This window comes from Streptomyces sp. NPDC008125 (assembly GCF_042957125.1).
Taxonomy (GTDB): Bacteria; Actinomycetota; Actinomycetes; order Streptomycetales; family Streptomycetaceae; genus Streptomyces.
This window is the reverse complement of sequence record NZ_JBIBHR010000008.1, coordinates 250027-274350: the sequence shown is the minus strand read 5'-3', so window position 1 is coordinate 274350 and position 24324 is coordinate 250027. Positions and strand designations below refer to the sequence as shown.

Below are 24324 nucleotides of genomic sequence, written 5' to 3'. Positions count from 1 at the left end.
ATTCGGAGGTGGACCGGGCCACGCGCGAGTTGGCTGAAACTTTGCGTTCGGCCCGGCGTCGGCCGCCCGGTCCGGAGCCCCCCGCACCGCGTGCCGTCAGGGACGAACGGCTCTCCGCGACCCCGCCCGCAGCCGTCCGCGACGCGCCGAGGAGTGGCCATTCACACCCCGTACCGAAGTAGTACGAACCAGGATTTTCGGTCCGTTCGGTGACGGATACAACCTTCGTGGACCCTCGCGCCGGACCTGCCGGAAGATGTGCCAGAGTTGCCACGTCCGGGCTGTGAGCACGTACCGTACGGCGGAACGGGCCGGAGGGCCTGGACACCGGGAAGGGGCAGCTGGGTTGACCACGCACGCACCGCAGGCGACGCAGTCGGTGACAATGCCTGCATCGATCGACGAGGCTGTGGCGGCTCTCGGCGCCATGCCCGCCGCGGTCCCGGTGGCCGGCGGCACGGACCTCATGGCGGCCGTCAACCAGGGGCTGCTGCGCCCCTCCGGGCTCGTCGGACTCGGCCGGATCAGCGAGCTGCGTGGCTGGAACTACCAGGGCGGCCACGCCCTGCTCGGCGCCGGCCTCACCCACGCCCGCATGGGCCGCCCCGACTTCGCCGCACTGATCCCCGCGCTCGCCGCCTCCGCGCGCGCCGCGGGCCCGCCCCAGATCCGCAACGCCGGCACCCTCGGCGGCAACATCGCGAGCGCCGCCCCGAGCGGCGACACCCTGCCGGTGCTGGCCGCGCTGGAGGCCGAACTGGTCATCGCCGGGCCCGGCGGACGCCGTCGCGAGATGCCGGTCTCCTACCTGCTCGCCGGGCGTGAACTGCTCGAACCCGCCGAGCTGATCGCCTTCGTCCGGGTGCCGCTGCTGCACGCCCCGCAGGTGTTCCTCAAGGCCACCGGCCGCACCGGCCCCGGCCGCGCCATGGCGTCCGTCGCGATCGTGCTGGACCCGGCCCGCCGCGGGGTGCGGTGCGCGGTCGGCGCCATCGCGCCGATGCCGCTGCGCCCGCTGGAGGCCGAGCAGTGGATCGCCTCGCTGATCGACTGGGACGGCGCGCGCGGTCTGGCCCCCGACGCCCTCGCCGCCTTCGGCGAGTACGTCGCCGCGGCCTGCATCCCGGACCAGGTACCGTCGGCCGAAGGGGAGGCGCCACCACCGTTGCCCCCCGCCGTTCTGCACCTGCGGCGCACCGTCGCCGCGCTGGCCCGACGCGCGCTGGGGAAGGCACTGTCGTGAGCAACGAGGAAAACCCCCAACAGCACGGACAGCAGGGGGAGTACGACCCCGAGCCGCGCTACGGGTCCTGGCAGCCGACGCGCCAGAGCGGCGAGTACGACGCCGACGCGACGGCCTTCGTCCACCTGCCGCCTGAGGACCTCGCGGACGCCCCGCTGGCCGCCCCCGGCCACGGCTACGTACCGCCGATGATCCTTCCGCTGACGCCCGCCGCCGGTCACGACCCGGCCGCCGGGGGCGGCTGGAACGCACGGCCGCAGTCGGCCCACCCGGACGCACCGCACCCGCAGGACGGCCCGGGCACGCCCGGCGCGGTGCACTGGCCGGACCCGAACCAGCAGAGCCCGTACGCCCCGTACGAGCAGACGCACTCCACCGGGCACCACACCGCGCAGTGGAACTTCACCGACGGCGCGGACGGGACGGACGGGACCGCAGCCCCGGCCTACGGGACGCCGTCCGGCGCGGTGTCCTCCGGTTACGACGCGGCCCCGGCCCACGAGGGGTACCCGCCGTACACCGCGCCCGGGGCCTACGAGCAGCCCTACGAGGACGAGCACGGCGGCCACGACCCCCGCGGCACCGCCGACCACCATCTCGGCCACACGGACCACACGGGTCATGTGGACTTCTCCGGGCACACGGACCACACGGGTCATGTGGACTTCTCCGGCCACACCGATCACACGGGTCACGTGGACTTCTCCGGGCACACGGACCGGACCGGCCACGCAGATCTCTCCGGGAACGCCGACCCGGCCGGTCACACCGGGCAGTGGACGATCCCGGTCGCGGACGGAGAACTTCCCGACGAGTCGGGGGAGTTCGCCGCCTCCTCGGGCCTGACCCAGTGGTACACCGGCGCCACCCCGCCGGCCACGCTTCCGGGCGGGGCGTCCGCGCCCTGGGCGACCCAGGAGTCCGCCGTACCGGAGCGTGCCCCGGAGCCCGCTCCGGAAGCGGCGCCGGTGCCGGAGGTGCGGCAGGAGCCGCAGCAGGCGCCGGAGTCCGGGGCGGAGTTCGAGCCTGCACCCACCCCGGCGCCCTCGGCGGACGCGGACCCGGCCGTCGGGGCGGAGCCCGGACCGGTCGCCGAAGCGCCCGGCGGACAGCCGGAGGACGCGGCCGACGACTTCGTGCCGGACGCGGCCGAGCCGCCCGCGACGGCGGCCGAGGACGAGCGCGTCCCCGCGCCGGAGGCGGCAGCCGCACCCGGAGAGCCGGAAGGCCCGGGGGCGCCGGATACCGTGGACGCTGCCGACGCCTCGGATGCTGCCGACGCCTCGGGCTACGCGGAGGCCCCGGACGCCCCGGAGGCCGACCCGCTCCGGGCCACGGCCCCGCACCCGGTCCCGGCCGACGGCGAAGGCACGGCTCCGGCCGACGGCGAAGGCCCCTCCACGGTCGCCGGGTTCGCACCCGAGGAGTACGCGCCCGACGAGTTCGCCGCCGAGGCGGCCCTGCCCGCGCCGGAGGCCGTACCGCAGGCGAGCGAGCACCCGAGCGCCTCGTACGTCCTGCACGTCAACGGCACCGACCGCCCGGTCACCGACGCCTGGATCGGCGAGTCGCTGCTCTACGTGCTCCGCGAACGGCTCGGCCTGGCCGGCGCCAAGGACGGCTGCTCGCAGGGCGAGTGCGGTGCCTGCAACGTCCAGGTCGACGGCCGTCTCGTCGCCTCCTGCCTCGTCCCGGCGGCCACCACCGCCGGCAGCGAGGTCCGGACGGTGGAGGGGCTCGCCGTCGACGGGGAACCCTCCGACGTGCAGCGCGCACTCGCGAGGTGCGGGGCCGTCCAGTGCGGCTTCTGCATCCCCGGCATGGCCATGACCGTCCACGACCTGCTGGAGGGCAACCACGCCCCCAGCGAGCTCCAGACACGCCAGGCGCTCTGCGGCAACCTCTGTCGCTGTTCCGGCTACCGGGGCGTGCTCGACGCCGTACGCGACGTCGTGGCCTCCCGCGCCGCGAGCGCCGAGGCCGCCGCCGGTGCCCCGGAGGCCGCCGAGGCGCGCATCCCGCACCAGGCGGCACCCGGCGCCGGTGGCGTCCAGGCCCCACCGCACCAGGGAGACGCGCGGTGAGCCCCGCCGCCCCCACCCCGTCCGTCCGTACCGGTCTCCGCGCGTCCACCTCGTTGGACGCGCGCCCGGCGCACCGGCGTCACCGCGACGCCGGCCCTCAGGTCATCGTCACCGGCACCCCCAGCCGCCGCCGCGGCGGAGCGAACGACAAGGAGGCGGCGTGACCAGCGACGCGGCCACCGCGGCCAACGCGACCAGCACCACCCTGCCCCGGACCGACGGCGCGTCCGGCGCCCCCGTACCGGAGGCGCCCGCGCACGGCATCGGCGCCTCGCTGCCGCACGCCGACGTCCGGGCGAAGACCGAGGGCACCTTCCCGTACGCCGCCGACCTCTGGGCGGAGGGCCTGCTCTGGGCGGCCGTGCTCAGATCTCCGCACCCGCACGCCCGGATCGTGTCCGTGGACACCACGGCCGCCGCCAGGATGCCCGGCGTGCGCGCGGTCGTCACCCACCAGGACATCCCCGGCGAGGCCCTCTACGGCCGCCATGTCGTGGACCGCCCGGTCTTCGCCTCCGACCTGGTGCGCCACCACGGCGAGGCCATCGCCGCCGTCGCCGCCGACCACCCGGACACCGCACGCCTCGCCGCCGCCGCCATCGCCGTCGAGTACGAGGTCCTGGAGCCCGTCACCGACCCGGAGAAGGCGTTCGAGGCGGAACCGCTCCACCCCGACGGCAATCTCGTCCGGCACATCCCGCTCCGCTACGGCGACCCCGAGGCCACCGGCGACATCGTCGTGGACGGCCTCTACCGCATCGGCCGCCAGGACCCTGCGCCCATCGGCGCCGAGGCGGGACTCGCCGTGCCCCGGCCGGACGGCGGTGTCGAGCTGTACACCGCCTCCACCGACCCGCACACCGACCGCGATCTCGCCGCCGCCTGCTTCGGCCTGGAGCCGGACCGGGTACGGGTCGTGGTGACCGGCGTCCCCGGGGCGACCGGCGACCGCGAGGACCCCGGCTTCCAGATCCCGCTCGGCCTGCTCGCACTGCGCACCGGCTGCCCGGTGAAGCTCGCCGCCACCCGCGAGGAGTCCTTCCTCGGCCACCCCCACCGCCACCCGACCCTGCTGCGCTACCGCCACCACGCGGACGCGGAAGGCCGGTTGGTCAAGGTGGAGGCCCAAATCCTGCTGGACGCCGGGGCGTACGCCGACGCGTCGTCCGAATCCCTCGCGGCGGCCGTCGCGTTCGCCTGCGGCCCCTACGTCGTCCCGCACGCCTTCATCGAGGGCTGGGCCGTCCGCACGAACAACCCGCCCTCCGGACACGTCCGGGGCGAGGGCGCGATGCAGGTGTGCGCCGCGTACGAGGGCCAGATGGACAAGCTGGCCGCCAAGCTGGGCATCGAGCCCGCCGAGATCCGGGCCCGCAACGCCCTCTCCACCGGCGACATCCTGCCCACCGGCCAGACCGTCACCTGCCCTGCCCCGGTCGCCGAACTCCTCGAAGCGGTACGGAACTTCCCGCTGCCCACGCTGCCGAAGGACACTCCCGAGGAGGAGTGGCTGCTGCCCGGCGGCCCGGAGGGCGCCGGCGAGCCCGGCGCCGTACGCCGGGGCGTCGGCTACGCGCTGGGCATGGTCCACATGCTGGGGGCGGAGGGCACCGACGAGGTCTCGACCGCCACCGTGCGCGTCCACGACGGCGTCGCCACCGTGCTCTGCGCGGCCGTCGAAACCGGCCAGGGCTTCACCACCCTCGCCCGCCAGATCGTGCAGGAGACCCTCGGCGTCGAAGAGGTCCACGTCGCCTCCGTCGACACCGACCAGCCCCCGGCCGGACCGGCCACCCACGGCCGCCACACCTGGGTCTCCGGCGGGGCCGTGGAGCGCGCCGCGAAGATGGTCCGCACCCAGCTGCTCCAGCCGCTGGCCCACAAGTTCGGCATGTCCGTGGAGCTCCTCCAGATCGCCGACGGCAAGATCACCTCGTACGACGGGGTGCTCTCCACCACCGTCACCGAGGCGCTGGAGGGCAAGGAGCTCTGGGCGACCGCCCAGTGCCGCCCGCACCCCACCGAGCCGCTGGACGAATCCGGCCAGGGCGACGCCTTCGTCGGGCTGGCGTTCTGCGCGGTCCGCGCGGTGGTCGACGTCGACATCGAGCTCGGCTCGGTCCGGGTGGTCGAGATGGCCGTGGCCCAGGACGTCGGCCGGGTCCTCAACCCGGCCCAGCTCGCCGCGCGCATCGAGGCGGGCGTCACCCAGGGCATCGGCGCCGCGCTCACCGAGAACCTCCGCACCGCCAAGGGCCTGGTCCGCCACCCCGACCTCACCGGCTACGCGCTGCCGACGGCCCTGGACGCCCCGGACATCCGGATCGTGAAGCTGGTCGAGGAACGCGACGTGGTCGCCCCCTTCGGCGCCAAGCCCGTCTCGGCGGTGCCGGTGGTCACCTCCCCGGCAGCGGTGGCCGCCGCCGTCCGCGCCGCGACCGGCCGCCCGATCAACCGCCTCCCGGTCCGGCCGCAGGCAGCGGTGGCGGCGGCGCCGAAGGGCTGAGGCCCTGAGCCGTGTCCGGTTCCGCGCTCCGGCGTGAGGACCGGACACGCGACCGGCGCCCCCGGACGCGCGAAAGCGGCCGTCCCCGCACCATGGGGACGGCCGCTTTCGCGTTCCGTACGGCGCACGCGCCGCGCTCTTTTCTGAGGCCGTGACCGGATTCGAACCGGTGTAACTCGAGTTGCAGTCGAGCCCCTGAACCTCTCGGGCACACGGCCGAGGTGTGGTGCCTCGGTGTTGTCACGACCGTACGGGCCCGCGGCAGCGGGCTCAAGGGGTCCGACGGGCCCGCAACGCGACTGCCATACGCCGTTCACAGTCGCCCACCCGCCCCACCCGGCACCGCCCGCCCCTTCCGGCGGCCCGCACCCGGCGCACCGTACCCGGGGGCCCGTACCGGGAGCCCGCACCCGGGCCCGGGCCACGGGGGCGCGGGCCCGGCCTGCCGCCCCCGCCGTCCGGGGTGGTGTCCGGCTCCCCGGTCAGCGCGACAGGCCGTCGAGGTGACTCCGCAGGAAGGCTGCGACGTCGTCCAGCGCCCGCGCGCCTTCGGCGAGGACGGCGGCGAAGCCCTGGAAGACGTGCGGCGCGCCGGGGAACGTCTGCAGGGTCACCGCCACGTCGTCCTCGGCGGCCCTGGCCGCCAGCCGGATCGCGTCGTCGAGGAGGACCTCGTGGGTTCCGGCCTGGACGAGCAGCGGAGGCAGCTCGCGCAGGTCGGCGAAGAGAGGGCTGGCGAGGGGCGAGCGGGGGTCGGCGCCCGCCAGGTAGTCGTCCGCCCGGGTGGTCAGCGCCTGCCGGGTCAGGGCCGGGTCGAAGGAGGCCCTGGTCTCCTGACTGCGGCCCGACTGGGTGAGGTCCACCCAGGGGGAGAGGACGGCTGCCGCCGCCGGCTGTGGCAGCCCGGCCTCCTTGACCGCGACCAGCAGGGCCAGGGCGAGTCCTCCGCCGGCGGACTCGCCGCCCACGGCGATCGTCTCGGCCGGCGCACCGCCGTCGAGCAGCCCGCGGTAGGCGGCGAGAGCGTCGTCGACGGCTGCCGGGAACCGGTTCTCCGGTGCGAGCCGGTAGTCCACCGTGTGCACGGTGGTGCCGGAGCGACGGGCGATGTCGGCGGCCAGGCCGACGCTCGCGGCGGCGGAGCCGAGGGCGTAGCCGCCACCGTGGAAGAACAGCACCGTCCCCGACGGCTCGCCGCCGCCCGCGGTGACGGTGAGGGCGGGGACACCGCCGAGCTCGGCGGCCGTGGTGCGCACGTCCGCGGGCACCGGGTGGGAGGCGATCATCTCGTCGAAGACGAGCCGCATCGTGTCCGGGTCACCGCCCAGGTCGAGCGGGGAGGTGCGCAGCAGATCGACGACGGCGCCGAGTGGGGACGCGGCCATGGTGGTCCCGCCGGCCGCGCCGCTCGATCCGCCTGTGACTGTGGCGACCCCGCGCCCGTCGTGCCGCGTATCGGTCATCTTCTGCTCCCTGGGTGCGAGTCGTCGAGGCGTTCTGTCGCACGCCCCGACGACTTCTTGTCGGTTTCACCCTTCGCCACGCGTGCATTATTTGTCCAATGAATCATTGGCATACAAAATATGCGTGTGACGCATATCGAGCGAACCGACCTGAACCTGCTCGGCCCCCTGGCCGCTCTGCTGTCCGAGCGGCACGTCTCCCGCGCCGCCGTCCTGGCCGGGACGAGCCAGCCGGCGATGAGCCGTGCCCTGCAACGACTGCGGGACGCCTTCGGCGACGAACTGCTGGTCCGCACGCCGGGCGGCTACCGGCTCACCCCGCGCGCCGAACGGATCCAACGCCAGCTCGGCGGGGTCATGCCACGGCTGGAGACGCTGTTCGCACCGGAGACCTTCGAACCGGCGGAGGCGGCCGAGGCGTTCCGGATCGCCGGGACCGACTACGCCTCGGTCTTCGTCCCCGCGCTCTGCCGACGCGTCTTCCGGGACGCGCCGCACTCCACCCTGGACTTCGGCAGGTGGCACGACGGCGTCTTCGACGACCTCGACCACGGCCTCGTTGACCTGCTGTTCTACGCGAGCAGGAAGCCCTCACCCGGCCTGTGCAGCGAGCGCCTGTTCGACGACCGGTTCATGTGCGTCATGGCGCGCGACCACCCGCTGGCCCACCGGCCGCGGCTGACCCTGGACGACTACCTCGACTCCAGGCACGTGATCGTCGCCACCGTCGGTGGCCGCCAGACCGCGATCGACGATCTCCTGGACCAACTCCGCAGACCCCGCACGGCCGGTCTCTCCGTGCCGTACCACTCCGTGGCGCCCCTGGCCGTCCCGGGCACCCGCCTCGTCGCCACGCTTCCCCACCGCATCGCCGCCGAACACGCCTCGGACCCCGCGCTGCGCATCCTGCCCGCGCCGCAGGAGATCCCCCCGCTGCGCTACCACATGAGCTGGCACCCCCGGCTGGACAACGACCCCGCCCAGCGCTGGCTGCGCGACACGGTCCGCGGCGTCCTCGCCGAGCCGTCCCCGTGAGCCCGCCGCGCGGCCACCGCCACGAGCGCCGGCCCAGCCGTCGGACCTACGACCATCGGACCACCGCACCCCGTCCCCACGACAGGGATCAACCGGGCGTTTGCCCCTTACCCTGGTGCGATGACCGCCCTGGACCCCCGCGACGCCGATGTCGCGCCCGCCGCCCTGCCCGCCGACGACATACCCGCCGACGCCCTGGCCACGGGCGCGCGGACCGAAGAGGCCGGGGACCGCGCGGGGGGCTCCACCGAGGGCGTGCTGGGCCGGACCTACCGCGCCCTGAGCATCGGGATCGTCTCCGTCGTCCTGCTGATCGCCTTCGAGGCGACCGCCGTGGGCACCGCGATGCCGGTGGCCGCGCGCGAGCTGCACGGCGTCCCGCTGTACGCCTTCGCCTTCTCCGCGTACTTCACCACCAGCCTCTTCGCCATGGTGTTCTCCGGGCAGTGGGCCGACCGCAGCGGGCCGCTCGGGCCCCTCGCGGCCGGGATCAGCGCCTTCGCCGCCGGGCTGCTGCTGTCCGGCGGCGCGACCGGAATGTGGATGTTCATCGCGGGCCGGGCCGTCCAGGGGCTCGGCGGGGGGCTGGTGATCGTCGCGCTGTACGTCGTCGTCGGCCGCGCCTACCCGGAGCGCCTGCGCCCCGCGATCATGGCCGCCTTCGCCGCGAGCTGGGTGATTCCCTCCGTGGTCGGGCCGCTCGCCTCCGGCACCGTCACCGAGCACCTCGGCTGGCGCTGGGTCTTCACCGGCATCCCCGTCCTCATCGTCTTCCCGCTGGCGCTCGCGCTGCCCGCGATACGGCGCAGGGCCTCCGGCCCGGCGGACGAGGCCGGGGGCGCGCAACCCTTCGACCGCCGGCGCATCCGGCTCGCCCTCGGCATCTCCGTGGGCGCCGGGCTGCTCCAGTACGCCGGGCAGGAGCTGGACCCGTTCTCGTTGCTGCCCGCCGTCGCGGGGGTCGCGCTGCTGGTCCCCGCCGTCCGGGGGCTGCTGCCCACCGGCACCGCACGCGCCGTGCGCGGGCTGCCCGCCGTGGTGCTGCTGCGCGGGGTCTCGGCCGGGTCGTTCATCGCCGCCGAGTCCTTCGTCCCGCTGATGCTGGTGACCCAGCGCGGGCTGAGCCCCACGATGGCCGGGCTGTCGCTCGCGGCGGGCGGCGGTACCTGGGCGCTCGGCTCGTTCATCCAGTCCCGGCCCCGGATGGAGCCGCACCGGGAACGGCTGATGTTCGTCGGCATGCTCATGGTGACCGTGGCGATCCTGGCCGCGCCCTCCGTGCTGATCCACTCCGTGCCCGCCTGGACCGTGGCCGTGGCCTGGGCGGTCGGCTGTTTCGGCATGGGGATGGTGATCGCCTCGACCAGCGTGATGATGCTCAAGCTGTCCACCCCGCAGGAGGCGGGCGCCAACTCCGCCGCTCTCCAGATCTCGGACGGACTCTCCAACGTCCTGCTCCTCGCGATCGGCGGCGCGGCCTTCGCGGCGCTGGGCGGCGGCGCGGTGGGCGCCGTCCACGAGACCGTGGAGGCGGGCGCCACGGCGGCCCACCCGGGGGCCTTCGCGGCGGTCTTCCTGCCCATGGCGGCGGTCGCCCTGGCGGGGGCCTGGGTGGCCACCCGGGTACGGGCTCCGCGCGCCGCCTGAGCCCCGCCGGAACCGGCCGGGCCGGTTGTGAAGAGCGTCTCAACCGGCCCGAACCACCTCTCGTTCGTACGGGGTTCCGCCCGGCCCCCCGGTAAGGTGGCCCGGTTGTCGTATCGCGTACCGGGCGTCCCGGGCGGTACCGGCAGCACCCCACGCACCCGAGAGACCCGAACCGGAGACCGTGACTACTACCGCCTCCCACCACCTCTCACCCGCCTTCCCCGGCCGCGCCCCCTGGGGCACCGCGGGCAAGCTGCGAGCCTGGCAGCAGGGCGCCATGGAGAGGTACGTCCAGGAGCAGCCGCGCGACTTCCTCGCGGTCGCCACCCCCGGCGCCGGAAAGACCACCTTCGCGCTGACCCTGGCCTCGTGGCTGCTCCACCACCACGTCGTGCAGCAGGTCACCGTCGTCGCGCCGACCGAGCACCTCAAGAAGCAGTGGGCGGAAGCCGCCGCACGGATAGGGATCAAGCTCGACCCGGAGTACAGCGCGGGGCCGCTGAGCCGCGACTACGACGGCGTCGCCGTGACGTACGCCGGTGTGGGCGTACGCCCGATGCTGCACCGCAACCGGTGCGAGCAGCGCAAGACCCTCGTCATCCTCGACGAGATCCACCACGCCGGTGACTCGAAGTCCTGGGGCGAGGCCTGCCAGGAGGCGTTCGATCCCGCCACCCGGCGGCTCGCGCTCACCGGCACCCCGTTCCGCTCCGACACCAACCCGATCCCCTTCGTGACGTACGAGGAGGGCAACGACGGCATCCGGCGCTCCTCCGCCGACTACACGTACGGCTACGGCAACGCCCTCGCCGACGGCGTCGTCCGGCCCGTGATCTTCCTCAGCTACAGCGGCAACATGCGCTGGCGCACCAAGGCCGGCGACGAGATCGCCGCCCGTCTCGGCGAGCCGATGACCAAGGACGCCATCGGGCAGGCCTGGCGCACCGCCCTGTCGCCCACCGGCGACTGGATTCCCAACGTGCTCACGGCCGCCGACAAGCGGCTCACCGAGGTCCGCAAGGGAATCCCGGACGCCGGCGGCCTGGTCATCGCCACCGACCAGGAGTCGGCCCGCGCCTACGCCAAGATCCTCAAGTCCGTCACCGGCGAGAAGCCGACCGTGGTCCTCTCCGACGAGAAGGCGGCCTCGAAGAACATCGACAAGTTCAGCGCGGACGACTCGCGCTGGATGGTCGCCGTCCGCATGGTGTCCGAGGGTGTCGACGTACCCCGCCTGGCGGTCGGCGTGTACGCGACGACGATCTCGACCCCGCTCTTCTTCGCCCAGGCCGTCGGCCGTTTCGTACGGTCCCGCAGGCGCGGCGAGACCGCCTCCGTCTTCGTCCCCACCATCCCGATGCTGCTCGACTTCGCCAACGAGATGGAGGTCGAACGCGACCACGTCCTCGACAAGCCGAAGAAGGGCAGCGACGAGGAGAACCCCTTCGCGGAGGAGGACAAGCTCCTCGCCGACGCCGAACGGCTGGAGGACGAGGAGACCGAGGAGCAGCTGCCCTTCGAGGCCTTGGAGTCCGACGCGGTCTTCGACCGGGTGCTGTACGACGGCGCCGAGTTCGGCATGCAGGCGCACCCGGGAAGCGAGGAGGAGCAGGACTACCTCGGCATCCCCGGCCTCCTGGAGCCCGACCAGGTGCAGCTGCTGCTCCAGCGGCGGCAGACCCGGCAGATCGCGCACAGCCGCTCGAAGCCCGCCGCCGAGGCGGACCTGCTGGAGAAGCCCGCCGAGGCCCGCCCGGTCGTCACCCACAAGCAGCTGCTCTCCCTGCGCAAGCAGCTCAACACGATGGTCTCGGCCTACACCCACCAGAGCGGCAAACCGCACGGCGTGATCCACACCGAGCTGCGCCGGGTCTGCGGCGGGCCGCCGAGCGCGGAGGCGACGGCGGGCCAGATCCAGGACCGGATCAAGAAGGTCCAGGAATGGGCGACCCGGATGAAGTGACCGGTCCGGGAGCCTTCCGCGTGACGGACGCGTGCGGCCCGGTGTCCCGGCGGAGGATTCCGCCGGGACACCGGGCCGTCGTCGTCGGGCAGTCCGGTGTCCCGCGTGTGCGGGAGGACGTCCTCGGGCGCTCCGGTCCGGCTCCGTGCGGGGCCGGGAAGGGGGCACGCGCACGGCCGAGTACGCCTGCGTGGCCTCGGTGCAGCATGTTTTTTGTTACGTACTGTTGACGCCGGTTCACCACTGGTGCTCCGTCGTCACGCTCCGCGTCGTACGACCTGGACGCGCGTAGACGTCCGCGTTCCGGACGGTCTCGCGCTGACCGGCGGTTATGCGGGGCAGGAGCGCCGCCGGACCGGATTCTGGACGAGGTCTTCCGCTCAGCGGACTGCGTCGCTACTGTCCGAACATATGTGAACGCCCCGTGGCAACGTCGCCGCGGAGCGCAGCCGGTACCAGGCCGTCATCCGCACGCACCGCGCCCTCCGGGCGACGGTGGAATCGCGGGGCGGTCAGGCCAGACCGGCGGCCTCTCCGTGCGTCGCCGCTGGGACCGGCGTCGCGTGTGCGTGGAGCCGGCCGCCGTCGCTCACCCTCGGAGGGGACGGGTTGTGACCGCGGAGACTTCCCAGACACTCGACCGAGGACTACGTGTCCTCAAACTGCTTGCCGACACCGACCACGGCCTGACCGTCACCGAGCTGTCCAACCGGCTCGGCGTCAACCGCACGGTCGTCTACCGTCTGCTCGCCACACTCGAACAGCACACCCTCGTACGCCGCGACCTCGGTGGCCGGGCCAGGGTCGGACTCGGTGTGCTGCGCCTGGGGCGCCAGGTGCACCCCCTCGTACGGGAGGCGGCACTGCCCGCGCTGCGCTCGCTGGCCGAGGACATCGGGGCCACCGCCCACCTGACGCTCGTCGACGGTTCGGACGCGCTCGCCGTCGCCGTCGTGGAGCCCACCTGGACCGACTACCACGTGGCGTACCGGCCGGGCTTCCGCCACCCTCTCGACCAGGGCGCCGCGGGACGGGCCATCCTCTCCGCGCGGCAGCGCACCGTCGTGGACCACCCCGGATACACCCTCACCCAGGGGGAGCTGGAGGCGGGTGCCAGCGGCGCCGCCGCACCGCTGGTCGGGGTCTCCGGAGTGGAGGGCAGCGTGGGCGTGGTCATGCTCGCGGACTGCATCCCGGAGCGGGTCGGCCCCCGGGTGCTGGACGCGGCCCGCGAGGTCGCCGACGCCCTGAGATGAGGGGTTCTCCGACGACGCCCTGTTACTGACAGGTTCACGATCCTTCGGTTTCGTACGATTTGGGCGGGGCGGCCCCGCGCCGCCCGACCCCTGCCGCACGCCCTACCCCCGGCCGCCCGCCCCGGCCGGGCCCGGCGCCCGGGACGGGGCACACCGACCGATAGATTGGCCGGGTGCCCCTTCGTCCTACGCGCCCCCGCACCCTCGCGCTCTGCGTGCTGCCGGTGCTCGCCCTGTTCGGGACCGCCGCCCTCGCCCCGCTGCCGTTCACGCTGGCCCAGCCGGGCACCACGGCGAACGTCCTCGGCAAGGCCGACGGAAAGCCCGTGATCACCATCACCGGCGCGCCCACCCGTACCACCGAGGGCCAGCTGCGGATGACGACGATCGTCGCCACCGGACCCACCGCGGACGTGCGCATCGGCGACCTGGTCGACAGCTGGTTCCGAACGGACCGGGCGGTCATGTCCCGCGACTCGGTCTACCCGACCGGTGGCTCCGTGAAGCAGATCGAGCAGCACAACCTGAACGACATGAAGGAGTCCCAGGACGTCGCCGTCGACGCGGCCCTGAACTACCTCGACCGCGAGCAGGGATCGATGACGTTCTCCCTCGACCTCGGCGACATCGGCGGCCCCAGCGCAGGCCTCTTCCTCGCCCTCGGCATCATCGACAAGCTCGACGGCAACGGCTCCGGCGGCGACCTCACCGGCGGGCGCACCATCGCCGGTACGGGCACCATCGCGGCGGACGGCACGGTCGGAGCGGTCGGCGGAGTCTCCCTGAAGACCCAGGCCGCCCGGCGGGACGGGGCGACCGTCTTCCTCGTGCCCAAGGCCGAGTGCGGCGCCGCGACGGCGGAGCTCCCGGAGGGGCTGAAGCTGATCCCGGTCACCACCCTCAAGGGCGCGGTGTCCGCGCTCGACGCCCTGGACCGGGGCGCGAGCGTCCCCAGCTGCTGAGCGCCGGGGGCGCCGGGGGCACGCGCGGTGCGGGCGGGACGGGAGGCGACGCCTCGCCGGCCGCCGGATCCGCGTCCATCTCCCGCCAGACGGGGAACACGAACGGGCCGAGCGTGGCCGGCACGAACAGGCCCCCCGTCAGCAGCAGCGCGCCCCGCACACCCGTACCGTCCACGAGCAGCCCGGCCGCGAGTCCACCGACCGGCATCGCCGGCTCGCAGCCCGCGGTGAGCGCCCCGGAGACCCGGCTGCGGTTCACCCCTCCTTGATGAACCCCTCCTCCACCAGCCACTCCAGCGCCACCGTGTGCGGGTCCGCGCCCTCGACGTCCACCTTGGCGTTGAGCTCCTGGGCGACCTCGGTGGTCAGCTTCGCGCTCACCGGGTCCAGCAGGTCCGCGATCACCGGGTACTTGTCGAAGGTCGCGGTGTGGATGACCGGCGCCGCGTTGTAGTTCGGGAAGAAGTGCTTGTTGTCGGCGAGCACGTCCAGATTCATCGCCTTGATCCGGCCGTCGGTCGTGAAGACCTCGCCCAGCAGGCAGGAGTCGGACTTGGACACCTGGGTGTAGATGATCCCGGCGTCCATCTTGCGGATGTTCGCGGCGGGCAGGGACATCCCGTACGCCTTCTCCATCCCGGGCAGGCCGTCGTCGCGGGAGGCGAACTCGTTCTCCACACAGACCGTCACCGCCGACGGGTTCTTCTTCGCCAGCGCCGCCACGTCCGACAGGTTTTTCAGCTTGTACTTCGCGTTGTTCTTCCGGCTGATGGCGAGCGCGTAGGTGTTGTTGAGCGTCGACTGGGGGAGCCAGGTCACCCCGTTGCGCCGGTCGGCGTCGCGTACCGCCTTCCACTGCTCCTCGGGATCGTCGATCGGCTCCGCGTTGCCGAGGTAGGTGATCCAGCCGGTGCCGGTGTACTCGTACATCGCGTCCGCGTCACCCTGCACGATGGCCTCGCGGGCACTGATCGAGCCCGGGAGGTTGGTGCGGTCCAGCACCTCGGCGCCGGCCGCCTTGAAGACCAGGCCGATCATCTGGCCGAGGATGATGTTCTCGCTGAAGTTCTTCGAGGTGACCGTGAGGGAGGCGCCCTTCAGCGGCTCGCCCGCGCCCACCGAACCCGGCTCCACCTCGTCCGCCATCGGCGACCCGCTCTTCAGCCCGCACCCGGCGAGCACCAGCGCCAGCAGTACGGCCCCCACCGCGCCGGTACGCCGGCGCAGGGCTCCCCGCTCCCCGCGCCCCGCGCCCCCGGTCCCGTACCGCCCCGCGCCCCCGTACCGCCCCGCGCCCCCGGACCCCGCCCGCGTCCTCACGGTGCCTCCAGTCCGCGCGGCGTCAGCACCAGTTCCACCAGCGAGGCCAGCCAGTCCACCAGCAGCGCCAGCACCACCGTCAGCACCGACCCCAGCACCAGCACCGGCATGCGCTGCGTCTGGATGCCCGAGGTGATCAGGTCGCCGAGCCCGCCACCGCCGCCGAAGGTGGCCAGCGTCGCCGTCCCCACGTTCAGCACCAGGGCGGTCCGCACCCCCGCCAGGATCAGCGGGACGGCGAGCGGCAGCTCCACCTTCGCCAGCGTTCCCGTCCCCGACATCCCGATGCCCCGCGCGGCCTCCACCAGCGTCGGGTCGATCGACTTGAGCCCCGCCACCGTGTTGGAGAGCACCGGCAGCACCGCGTAGATCACCATGCCGGTGATCGCCGTGGACGGGCCGATGCCCAGCCAGATCACCAGCAGGGCCAGCAGGCCGATCGCCGGGGTGGCCTGACCGATGTTGGCGATCGCGGTGAAGAGGGGAGCGGACCGCGACAGACCCCTGCGGGTCAGCGCGATGCCCAGCGGAATGGCGATGATCAGCACCCAGAACGTCGAGATCGCCGTCAGCCGCACGTGCTGCCACCAGCGCAGCTCCACCGTGTCGCCCGCGATCGAGTTCTCCGCGATGGAGTCCAGGCTGACGTTGTTGATCCAGAAGTACGTCGCCACCAGCACCGCGGCCAGCACCAGCGGCAGCACCACCAGCTTCTGCCAGGTGATCCGGCGCGGCGGACGCGCCGGGGGAGGGGGCGGCTCGCTCTCCTCGTCCCGGAACGCCACCCCCTTGACGTCGTGCTCGCCGGGCGGCCGGGCCGGCATCGCCTCCCGGCCGCCCGAGTCGCGGCCCTGGCGGCTGCTGGGGCTCATGCGCCGCCACCCCCCTCCAGCTCCTGCTCCGTCTGATGACTGCGCAGCTCCTCCAGCTGGTGCTGGTGCTCCATCGCCGTGAGCCGGTCCGCCTCCAGCAGCTCCTGCACGTTGTCCATCAGGGTGCCCATGTCCACCACCCCGACGAACTCCCCGCGCCGCCCGGTCACCGCGGCCCGCCCGCCGCTGTCGGTGAGCACCGCCTCCAGCGCGTCGTGCAGCGTGGCGTCCCGGGTCACCGTGTCGTGCACCAGCTGCCCGGCCCGCGCGAGCGAACCGCGCGCCCGCATCAGGTCGCCGCGCCGCAGCCACTTGTACGGGCGGTTCTTGCGGTCCAGCATCAGCAGCTCGTTGTGCGGGCCGCTGCGCAGCTTGTTGAAAATGTCCTGGAGCGGGTCGTCCACCGTCACCGTGGGGAAGTCGGCGACGACCACGTCCCGGACCCGGGTGAGGTTGAGCCGCTTCAGCGCCGCGCCCGCCCCGACGAACCCGGACACGAAGTCGTCGGTCGGGTTGGTGAGGATCGCCTCCGGGGTGTCGAACTGCGCGATGTGCGAACGCTCCCGCAGCACCGCGATCCGGTCGCCGAGCTTGATCGCCTCGTCGAAGTCGTGGGTGACGAACACGATCGTCTTGTGCAGCTCGTGCTGGAGCCGGATCAGCTCGTCCTGGAGGTGGTCGCGGGTGATCGGGTCGACGGCCCCGAACGGCTCGTCCATCAGCAGCACCGGCGGGTCCGCGGCGAGCGCCCGCGCCACCCCCACGCGCTGCTGCTGGCCGCCGGAGAGCTGGCGCGGGTAACGGCCGTGGAACTCCCGGGGGTCGAGCCCGACCAGGTCGAGCATCTCCTCGACCCGGTCCTTCACCTTCCGCTTCGACCAGCCGACCATCTTCGGTACGAGGGCGATGTTGTCGGCGACCGTCATGTGTGGGAAAAGCCCCGAGGACTGGATCGCGTACCCGATCTTCCGGCGCAGCTTCACCGGGTCCATGTCGGTGACGTCCTCGTCGCCGATCCTGATCCGGCCGGACGTCGGCTCGATCAGCCGGTTGATCATCTTCAGCGTGGTCGACTTGCCGCAGCCGGACGGGCCCACGAAGATCACCGTCTCGCCCGCCTTGATGTCCATGGAGACGTTCTCCACGGCCGGGTTCGGGTTGCCCGGGTACAGCTTGGTGAGGTTCTCCAGCTGGATCGTCGCCCCGGAGGTCTCGGCCGCCGCGTCCGGCTCGGCGGTGGCGTCGGCAGCGGTCTCAGACACGGATCCCCCTGGGAATGGTCAGCCGCCCGAGCAGCACGTACGCGGCGTCGAAGAGAAGCGCGAGAATGACGATGCCGAGCGTGCCGGCGAGGACCTGGTTGATGGCGTTGGCGCTGCCCAGCGACGCGATGCCCCGGAAGATCTCGTTGCCGAGCCCCGGTCCCGAGGCGTACGCGGCGATCGCGGCGATGCCCATCAGCATCTGCGTCGCGACCCGGATGCCGGTGAGGATCGGCGGCCAGGCGAGCGGCAGCTCCACCCGGCACAGCCGCGCGATCCGCGACATCCCGATGCCCTTCGCCGCGTCCACCAGCGACGGGTCCACCCCGCGCAGCCCCACGATGGAGTTACGGACGATGGGCAGCAGCCCGTACATCGTCAGGGTGATCACGGTCGGCGCCACACCCAGCCCGACCAGCGGGATCAGCAGACCGATCGCCGCGAGCGAGGGGATGGTCAGGATGGTCGCCGTCGACGTGATGGCGAACGAACCGCCCCAGCCGCTGCGGTAGCTGACCACCCCGATCACCACCCCCAGCACCGTCGCGATGACCATGCACTGGAAGACGGCACTGACGTGCTGGAAGGCGTCGGTGAGCAGTTGCTGGTGCCGGGTCGTCACGTACTCCCAGAAGCTCAAGCGACGCACTCCCTCGGATCAGTCGGTGTCCCTCGCGGCCTGCTCCACGAGCGGGATGACGCGCAGCGGGACGGGGTTCTCCATGACGATCGCCGTGGAGGCCCGGACGATGCCATCAAAACCGACAACCCGGTCGATGACGCGCTGAAGATCGGCGTTCGAACGCGCCACGAGCCGGCACAGCATGTCCCCGTGCCCGGTCGTCGTGTGCAGCTCCAGCACCTCCGGTACGCCCACCAAGTGGGCCCGCACATCGGCGCCTTGACCCTGTTTGATCTCCAGTGTCGCGAAGGCGGTGACCGGGTACCCGAGCGCCGCCGGATCGACCTCCGGCCCGAACCCCCGGATGACTCCATTCGACTGAAGGCGGTCGAGGCGCGCCTGCACCGTCCCGCGCGCCACACCGAGACGCCGGGACGCCTCCAGCACCCCGATCCGGGGCTCCCGGGCCAGCAGCACGATCAGTTCCCCGTCCAGACGGTCGATTCCCACGGTGCGCCCCGGCTCTTCGAATGTGATGGTCATCATGTACAGACAGCCCGCCCATACTGGCCGGTCACTGGACGGATTGTGCAGTGAAATCGCGAACTGTTGCGCACCTTGCCGCGCGAGGGGAGCCTCGGACCATGACAGAGACCCTGCACACCACTCCCGACACCGCCCGGCGGGCCGACCCCTTCCCGGTGAAGGGGATGGACGCGGTCGTCTTCGCCGTGGGCAACGCCAAGCAGGCCGCGCACTACTACTCGACCGCCTTCGGCATGAAGCTGGTCGCCTACTCCGGACCGGAGAACGGCAGCCGCGAGACCGCGAGTTACGTCCTGACCAACGGTTCCGCCCGCTTCGTCCTCACCTCCGTCGTCAAGGCGTCCACCGACTGGGGCACCTTCCTGGAGGAGCACGTCGCGGCCCACGGCGACGGCGTGATCGACCTCGCCATCGAGGTCCCCGACGCCCGCGCCGCGTACGCGTACGCCGTCGAGCACGGCGCGCGCGGCATCACCGAGCCGCACGAGCTCAAGGACGAGCACGGCACGGTCGTCCTCGCCGCCATCGCCACGTACGGCACCACCCGGCACACCCTCGTCGAGCGCGGCGGCTACGACGGCCCCTACCTCCCGGGCTTCGCCGCCGCCGACCCGATCGTCCAGCCCCCGGCGAAGCGCACCTTCCAGGCCGTCGACCACTGCGTCGGCAACGTCGAACTCGGCCGGATGAACGAGTGGGTGAACTTCTACAACCAGGTCATGGGCTTCACCAACATGAAGGAGTTCGTCGGCGACGACATCGCCACCGAGTACTCCGCCCTGATGTCGAAGGTCGTCGCGGACGGCACCCTGAAGGTCAAGTTCCCGATCAACGAACCGGCCGTCGCGAAGAAGAAGTCGCAGATCGACGAGTACCTGGAGTTCTACGGCAGCGCCGGCGTCCAGCACATCGCGCTCGCCACCAACGACATCGTCGCCTCCGTCCGCGCGATGCGCGCCGCCGGCGTGCAGTTCCTCGACACCCCCGACTCGTACTACGACACCCTCGGCGAATGGGCCGGCGAGACCCGCGTCCCGGTCGAGACGCTGCGCGAACTGAAGATCCTGGTCGACCGCGACGAGGACGGCTACCTCCTCCAGATCTTCACCAAGCCGGTCCAGGACAAGCCGACCGTCTTCTTCGAGATGATCGAGCGGCACGGCTCGATGGGCTTCGGCAAGGGCAACTTCAAGGCCCTCTTCGAAGCGATCGAGCGCGAGCAGGAGCGGCGCGGGAACCTCTGAGCCGGCCGGCCGGTACGCCGGAGCCCGCACCTCCCGGCCGGGGTGCGGGCTCCGCCGCGTCATGGACAGCCTGTGCCGTCATGGACGGCCCTTCCCGCGTCATGGACGGCCCGTCCCGGGGAAGACGGCCCCCATGAACGCCACTTCCTTCCGGACGGCACGCCGCCTGGCCCCCCTGCTGGTGGTTCTCCCGCTCCTCGCCGCGTGCGACGGGCACGACGGGGACTTCCGTACGCGCCCCGACGCCGTGACGGCCCCGGACCTCGGTGGGGACGCCCGGCTCGTGATCACCACGGAGAACGGGGTGCGGCTGCGTCCGGCCGACGGGGACCACGCCGTCACCGACCGTCAGGTGCAGGCCCGTTGGTCGCACCGGGGCGACACCTGGGTGCTCGACCTGACCTGCCGCGACGCGGACGGCGACGACCGTCACGGTGACGACCGCGACGGTGACGACCGGGACGGCGACGACCGCGACGGAGACCGGGACGGGGCGTGCCCCCGGATGCCCGTGGTCGACGTGCCCGCCGTCGACTCCGTCACCGTCACCGCCCGGAACGCGGGCATCGACGTGGCCGGGGTCGCCTCGCCGCTGGACCTCACCACCGTCAACGGGGACGTGACCGTCGTACGGTCCGGGCGGGACGGCGCCACCGTCCGGCTCACCACCCGCAACGGCTCCGTACGCACCGGAGACCTGCGCTCCGGCCGGCTGAACGCCGGGACGGTCAACGGGGACGTGACCCTCGCCAACGCCACCGCGCCGTCCCCCCTCACCGCCACCACCACCAACGGATCGGTCCGGGTGGCGCTGCCGCACACCGCGCCCGCCTACCGCGTCGCCGCCACCACCCGCAACGGCACCACCTCGGTGACCGCGCCCACCACCACCGACGCGACCGGCCCCAGCCTGACGCTCCGCACCGTCAACGGCGACGCCACCGCCACCCGCGACTGACCGGCGCCGTGCCGTGCGGGCCCTACTCCGTTGCTCGGCGATGGAGTTGCATGCTCACCCCGGTGGCAGGATGCGGAGGTTCCGTCCTCCCCGCCCGCGCCCACCCGCGCGCGGACCGACCCGCTGGAGTCGCCCGTATGTCCCGCACGGCCCCCCTGCTGAGAACCCTGACCGTGCTGCTCCTGATCGCCGTCTTCGGCGTCACCGGGGGGCAGCACGACGCACCCGCGTCGGCGGCACCCCGGACGGCCACCGCGGCCGCCACCGCCGTCACGTCCACGCCGACCGCCACCACCCAGCCCCTCCGGGTCATGACCTGGAACATCTGCGGCGAGGCGGGCGGCGCCACCCCGCTCGACGCGGGCTATTGTCCGTTCCGCCCGTACGCCGCCCTCAAGGCGGACACCATCGCCAAGGCCGCCCAGCGCCGGGACATCGACGCGCTGCTCCTCCAGGAGATCTGCTTCGACTCGCCCCAGGGCGACAGCCATCTCGACCTGCTCAAGAAGGCCCTGGTCGGCAACGAGGCACCCAAGAGCCCGCTGTGGGAGTTCGCCGTCGCCCCGATGGAGCGGCCCGACGGGCGCACCGACTGCCGGGGCGACCTGCACGGCACCCTGGGCATCGCGGTCGCGGTGAAGGGACACATCACCGGCACCACGATCACCGAACTCGCCCCGCGCTCGTCCGCGTCGAGCCAGTCGAAGATGCTCTGCGTGCGGGTCGACGGCTGGAAGTCCCGCGTGTGCGGTCTGCACATGCCCGCGGGCAAGGCCGACCTGAGCGCCGAGGTGTCCACCGTCCTGGGCGTGGTCGCGGGCGACACCGACCTCGTGGTCGGCGGCGACTTCAACAGCGCGTACCGGGGCCCTGCCACCGGTGACCTGAAGCCGCTCTACGACCGCTTCGCCGAGTGCGACGCCGAGGTCCACACGGCCGGGGAGGCGGCGAACGAGCCGACGTTCTACTCCAGCTCCGCCACGGGCTCCGACGGCAAGGTCGACACGGTGACGTACACCCCGATCAAGCTGGACTACATCTTCTCCACGGCCGGGTTCGCCAACTGCGACTCCTGGACCCAGCTGGCCGACCGGGCCGACTACGCGACCACCCTGATGCCCTCGGGCCTCTCCGACCACGCCCCGCTCTACGGCGGACTCGCCGGAGCCGACGTCCCGATGCTCCCCGGGGCCATGACGACCGTCCCGTCCGCGGACGTCCCCGCCTCGACCGGCTGCTACGGCGCGCCGGTGGGCACTCTGTCCACCCGAACCCCGAAGCTCCAGGCGTACGTCGGCCACACCGATCCCGGCACCCCGGTGCACGGGGAGTTCTCGATCTGGAACAGCTCGGACCAGACCCGGCCGCAGCCCATCGTGATGGGCGAGGCCGGGTCGGCCAGCGCGTCCGTCACCGGGTCGGGCACCGTCTCGGTGCAGGTACCGACTCTCGAACCCGGCTACCGGTACGGATGGCGAGTCCGATCGAGCGACGCCACCCAGAACTCCGCGATCACGTCGAACTGCTACTTCTGGGTCGCCGCGGACGCGAACTGACCTCCGCCCGGCGTCCGTCGGCACGTCAGGCCGCCGGGGCCTCCTTCGTCGGAGCGGCGGGCGCGGCGGGGGCGGCGGACGCCCTCGGTGCCGGTGCGGCGGAAGCGGCCGGTGCCGGAGCGGGTGCCGGTTCCGGAGCCGCGGGGGCGGGCGCGGCCGGTGCCTCCCGCTGCGGCTCGGGGGCCGCCTCCGCCGGGTCCGGGTCCGGGGCGGCTCGCAGCTCCTGCGGACCGCCCCCGGCCGGCTCGCCCAGTCCGTCGAGCGCCCGCCGGGCCGCCGGGGCGTCCAGCGGAGAGAACGCCGGGTCGGTGCGCAGGGCCTCCGCCAGATGGCGCCGGGCCGCCCCGACGTCGCCTGACTCGGCCTCCATCATGCCCAGGTGGTACGCGTACGAGGCGCTGCGGAGCCCGCTGTCGGCCGCCTTCAGGGCGAACTCCATGCCCTCCTCCGAGTTGCCCGCCCGGTGCAGCGCCCAGCCGAGCGCGTCCGCGACCTCCGAGCCGCGCCGCTGCCCCTCCCACGCGGCGCGCAGCCGCGCCACGGCCGCCTCCGGGTCGCCGTGGTCGCTCTCGTAGCGGGCCAGCGGCAGCGTCTCGTCCACGCCGTTCCGCTCCGCCGCCGCGGCCATCCTCAGAAACACCGCGTACTGGCTGGCGGCGTCCCCGTCGAGGTCCGACGACTCGTACAGCTCCGCGAGTTCGAGAGCGTACTCCGGGCGCGGCAGACGCTGGAGCACCCGCTGGTACTCCGCGAGCGCCTCGTCGGTGCGCCCCAGGGCGGTCAGCGCGCGGGCCCGTCCGGCGAGCGAGGCGTTGTGGCCCCGGTCGACGCGGAGCGCCGCGTCGTACTGCGCCAGCGCCTCCCCGGCCTCGCCGCGCTCGCGGGCCAGGTCGCCGAGGCGGTGCAGGGCCTCCGCCTTCTGCGCGGGGGTGACGGAGCGGTCCGCGGCCTCCTGCGCGGTGGCGAGCGCGTCCTCGCGCCAGCCCCGGTCGCGGTACAGCTCGGCGGTACGGCCCAGGGCGGGCGCGCCCTTGCGCAGGGCGGCGAACTTCTCGGTGGCCGTGCCGGCCGCTTCGTAGTCGCCGAGCCCGTTGTACGCGTCGATCAGCGCCGGGTAGACGGTCCAGGTGGCGGGCGCGCGGTCGCGGACCGTCTCGCCCCACTTCTTCGCCGCCAGGAAGTCGTGCCGGGCGTCCGCGAGTTCGGCCAGTCCCACCCACGCGGCGCCGTTGCCGCGGTCACCGGGCTCGGCCGCCAGCGAACGCTTCAGGGCCTGTTCGGCGCGCGGGTAGTACCCGAAGTCCGCGGACCGCCGGGCCCATTCCACGTACGCCGAACCGAGCGCCGCCCAGGCCGGGGCGTCCGCCGGATGGCTCCGCACCCAGCTCTGCCGGTCGCCGATCAGGGCCGTCAGGTCGGAGAGCGAGGCAGGCGCCCCGGCGGTCGCCGCCGACCGGGCCCGGTCCGCCGCCCCCGGCGCCGCGGCGGGGGCCGGGGCGTCCTCCGGTACGGCCACCAGCGCGCCCGCCACCAGCACCCCGGCGGCCACCGCCCCGACCGCCGCCCGCCGCAGCGACGTGCGCAGGGTGGGGGGCGGGGGCTGCAGCTCGGGGCCGTCGGGGGGCGGGTCCCCGTCCGCCGGGTCGCGGGGCGGTCCGCCCTCGGGCGGCGCCTCCCGGCCGGGCCCCCCGTGCGGGTGGGGAGGGACGGACGGCATCGTGCGGGCATCCGGGTCCTGCTGCGGCATGACATCCATACGATCACTTTGCGTCAGTACGACGAGCA

19 protein-coding genes and 1 tRNA gene are annotated in these 24324 nt (G+C 73.3%); 12 read left to right on the top strand and 8 right to left on the bottom strand.

The features are described 5' to 3' along the window. Positions 1-346 precede the first annotated feature (346 nt). The 4 genes from ACFZAX_RS16505 to ACFZAX_RS16490 are packed head-to-tail and all read left to right on the top strand — an operon-like array spanning position 347 to position 5833. Positions 347-1243, top strand: coding sequence for an FAD binding domain-containing protein (locus ACFZAX_RS16505; protein ID WP_390962228.1), 897 nt, complete (start codon positions 347-349; stop codon positions 1241-1243). Beyond that, the gene (locus ACFZAX_RS16500) at positions 1240-3327 is read left to right on the top strand and encodes a 2Fe-2S iron-sulfur cluster-binding protein (protein WP_390962227.1); all 2088 of its coding nucleotides are present in this window, start codon (positions 1240-1242) and stop codon (positions 3325-3327) included. The genes ACFZAX_RS16505 and ACFZAX_RS16500 overlap by 4 nt, the downstream gene beginning before the upstream one ends. Next, positions 3324-3491: a hypothetical protein gene (locus ACFZAX_RS16495; RefSeq protein WP_390962226.1), complete on the top strand. Its 168-nt coding sequence runs from the start codon at positions 3324-3326 to the stop codon at positions 3489-3491. The genes ACFZAX_RS16500 and ACFZAX_RS16495 overlap by 4 nt, the downstream gene beginning before the upstream one ends. Then, positions 3488-5833, top strand: coding sequence for a molybdopterin cofactor-binding domain-containing protein (locus tag ACFZAX_RS16490; RefSeq protein ID WP_390962225.1), 2346 nt, complete (start codon positions 3488-3490; stop codon positions 5831-5833). Before ACFZAX_RS16495 ends, ACFZAX_RS16490 begins: the two co-directional genes overlap by 4 nt. Before the next feature lie 146 nt (positions 5834-5979). Here ACFZAX_RS16490 and ACFZAX_RS16485 read toward each other — a convergent pair. Together ACFZAX_RS16485 and ACFZAX_RS16480 are read right to left on the bottom strand one after the other, a co-directional pair. Next, positions 5980-6051 (bottom strand) — tRNA-Cys (locus ACFZAX_RS16485). A 264-nt stretch (positions 6052-6315) separates the two neighbouring features. Beyond that, complete coding sequence (locus ACFZAX_RS16480) at positions 6316-7296, bottom strand: alpha/beta hydrolase fold domain-containing protein (RefSeq protein ID WP_390962224.1); 981 nt, start codon at positions 7294-7296, stop codon at positions 6316-6318. 120 nt (positions 7297-7416) lie between these two features. Between ACFZAX_RS16480 and ACFZAX_RS16475 the strand changes: the two genes are divergently transcribed. From ACFZAX_RS16475 to ACFZAX_RS16455, 5 genes are all read left to right on the top strand, one after another. Then, positions 7417-8331 (top strand): LysR substrate-binding domain-containing protein, encoded by a 915-nt coding sequence (locus tag ACFZAX_RS16475; protein WP_390962222.1) that lies wholly within the window; start codon positions 7417-7419, stop codon positions 8329-8331. Between the two features lie 120 nt (positions 8332-8451). Beyond that, complete coding sequence (locus tag ACFZAX_RS16470) at positions 8452-9978, top strand: MFS transporter (protein WP_390962220.1); 1527 nt, start codon at positions 8452-8454, stop codon at positions 9976-9978. A 181-nt stretch (positions 9979-10159) separates the two neighbouring features. After that, positions 10160-11941, top strand: coding sequence for a DEAD/DEAH box helicase family protein (locus ACFZAX_RS16465; RefSeq protein ID WP_390962219.1), 1782 nt, complete (start codon positions 10160-10162; stop codon positions 11939-11941). A gap of 611 nt (positions 11942-12552) precedes the next feature. Next, positions 12553-13197: a helix-turn-helix domain-containing protein gene (locus tag ACFZAX_RS16460; RefSeq protein ID WP_390962217.1), complete on the top strand. Its 645-nt coding sequence runs from the start codon at positions 12553-12555 to the stop codon at positions 13195-13197. Positions 13198-13370: 173 nt separating this feature from the next. Continuing rightward, positions 13371-14159, top strand: coding sequence for a S16 family serine protease (locus ACFZAX_RS16455; protein ID WP_390962215.1), 789 nt, complete (start codon positions 13371-13373; stop codon positions 14157-14159). Between the two features lie 255 nt (positions 14160-14414). Here the strand turns inward: ACFZAX_RS16455 and ACFZAX_RS16450 are convergent, their stop codons facing one another. From ACFZAX_RS16450 to ACFZAX_RS16430, 5 genes are all read right to left on the bottom strand, one after another. Further along, positions 14415-15386, bottom strand: a complete 972-nt coding sequence (locus tag ACFZAX_RS16450) for a glycine betaine ABC transporter substrate-binding protein (protein WP_390962303.1) — start codon at positions 15384-15386, stop codon at positions 14415-14417. Positions 15387-15475: 89 nt separating this feature from the next. Further along, a complete protein-coding gene (locus tag ACFZAX_RS16445; protein WP_390962214.1) occupies positions 15476-16351 on the bottom strand; it encodes an ABC transporter permease subunit in 876 nt (291 codons plus the stop codon). Further along, positions 16348-17613, bottom strand: coding sequence for a betaine/proline/choline family ABC transporter ATP-binding protein (locus tag ACFZAX_RS16440; RefSeq protein WP_390962213.1), 1266 nt, complete (start codon positions 17611-17613; stop codon positions 16348-16350). The genes ACFZAX_RS16445 and ACFZAX_RS16440 overlap by 4 nt, the downstream gene beginning before the upstream one ends. After that, positions 17606-18253: an ABC transporter permease gene (locus ACFZAX_RS16435; RefSeq protein WP_327176034.1), complete on the bottom strand. Its 648-nt coding sequence runs from the start codon at positions 18251-18253 to the stop codon at positions 17606-17608. The genes ACFZAX_RS16440 and ACFZAX_RS16435 overlap by 8 nt, the downstream gene beginning before the upstream one ends. 18 nt (positions 18254-18271) lie before the next feature. Continuing rightward, positions 18272-18745 (bottom strand): Lrp/AsnC ligand binding domain-containing protein, encoded by a 474-nt coding sequence (locus tag ACFZAX_RS16430; RefSeq protein WP_390962212.1) that lies wholly within the window; start codon positions 18743-18745, stop codon positions 18272-18274. A 134-nt stretch (positions 18746-18879) separates the two neighbouring features. On the opposite strand from ACFZAX_RS16430, the gene hppD reads away from it, so the two are divergent. The 3 genes from hppD (at position 18880) to ACFZAX_RS16415 (ending at position 22539) form a co-directional block, all read left to right on the top strand. Continuing rightward, a complete protein-coding gene (gene hppD, locus ACFZAX_RS16425; RefSeq protein WP_390962211.1) occupies positions 18880-20025 on the top strand; it encodes a 4-hydroxyphenylpyruvate dioxygenase in 1146 nt (381 codons plus the stop codon). A 133-nt stretch (positions 20026-20158) separates the two neighbouring features. Beyond that, positions 20159-20983: a DUF4097 family beta strand repeat-containing protein gene (locus tag ACFZAX_RS16420; protein WP_390962209.1), complete on the top strand. Its 825-nt coding sequence runs from the start codon at positions 20159-20161 to the stop codon at positions 20981-20983. A 137-nt stretch (positions 20984-21120) separates the two neighbouring features. Further along, complete coding sequence (locus ACFZAX_RS16415; RefSeq protein ID WP_390962208.1) at positions 21121-22539, top strand: endonuclease/exonuclease/phosphatase family protein; 1419 nt, start codon at positions 21121-21123, stop codon at positions 22537-22539. Positions 22540-22564: 25 nt separating this feature from the next. Here the strand turns inward: ACFZAX_RS16415 and ACFZAX_RS16410 are convergent, their stop codons facing one another. Next, positions 22565-24295 carry a hypothetical protein gene (locus ACFZAX_RS16410; protein WP_390962206.1) on the bottom strand — a complete coding sequence of 577 codons (1731 nt, stop codon included), beginning with the start codon at positions 24293-24295 and terminating at the stop codon, positions 22565-22567. Positions 24296-24324 lie beyond the last annotated feature (29 nt).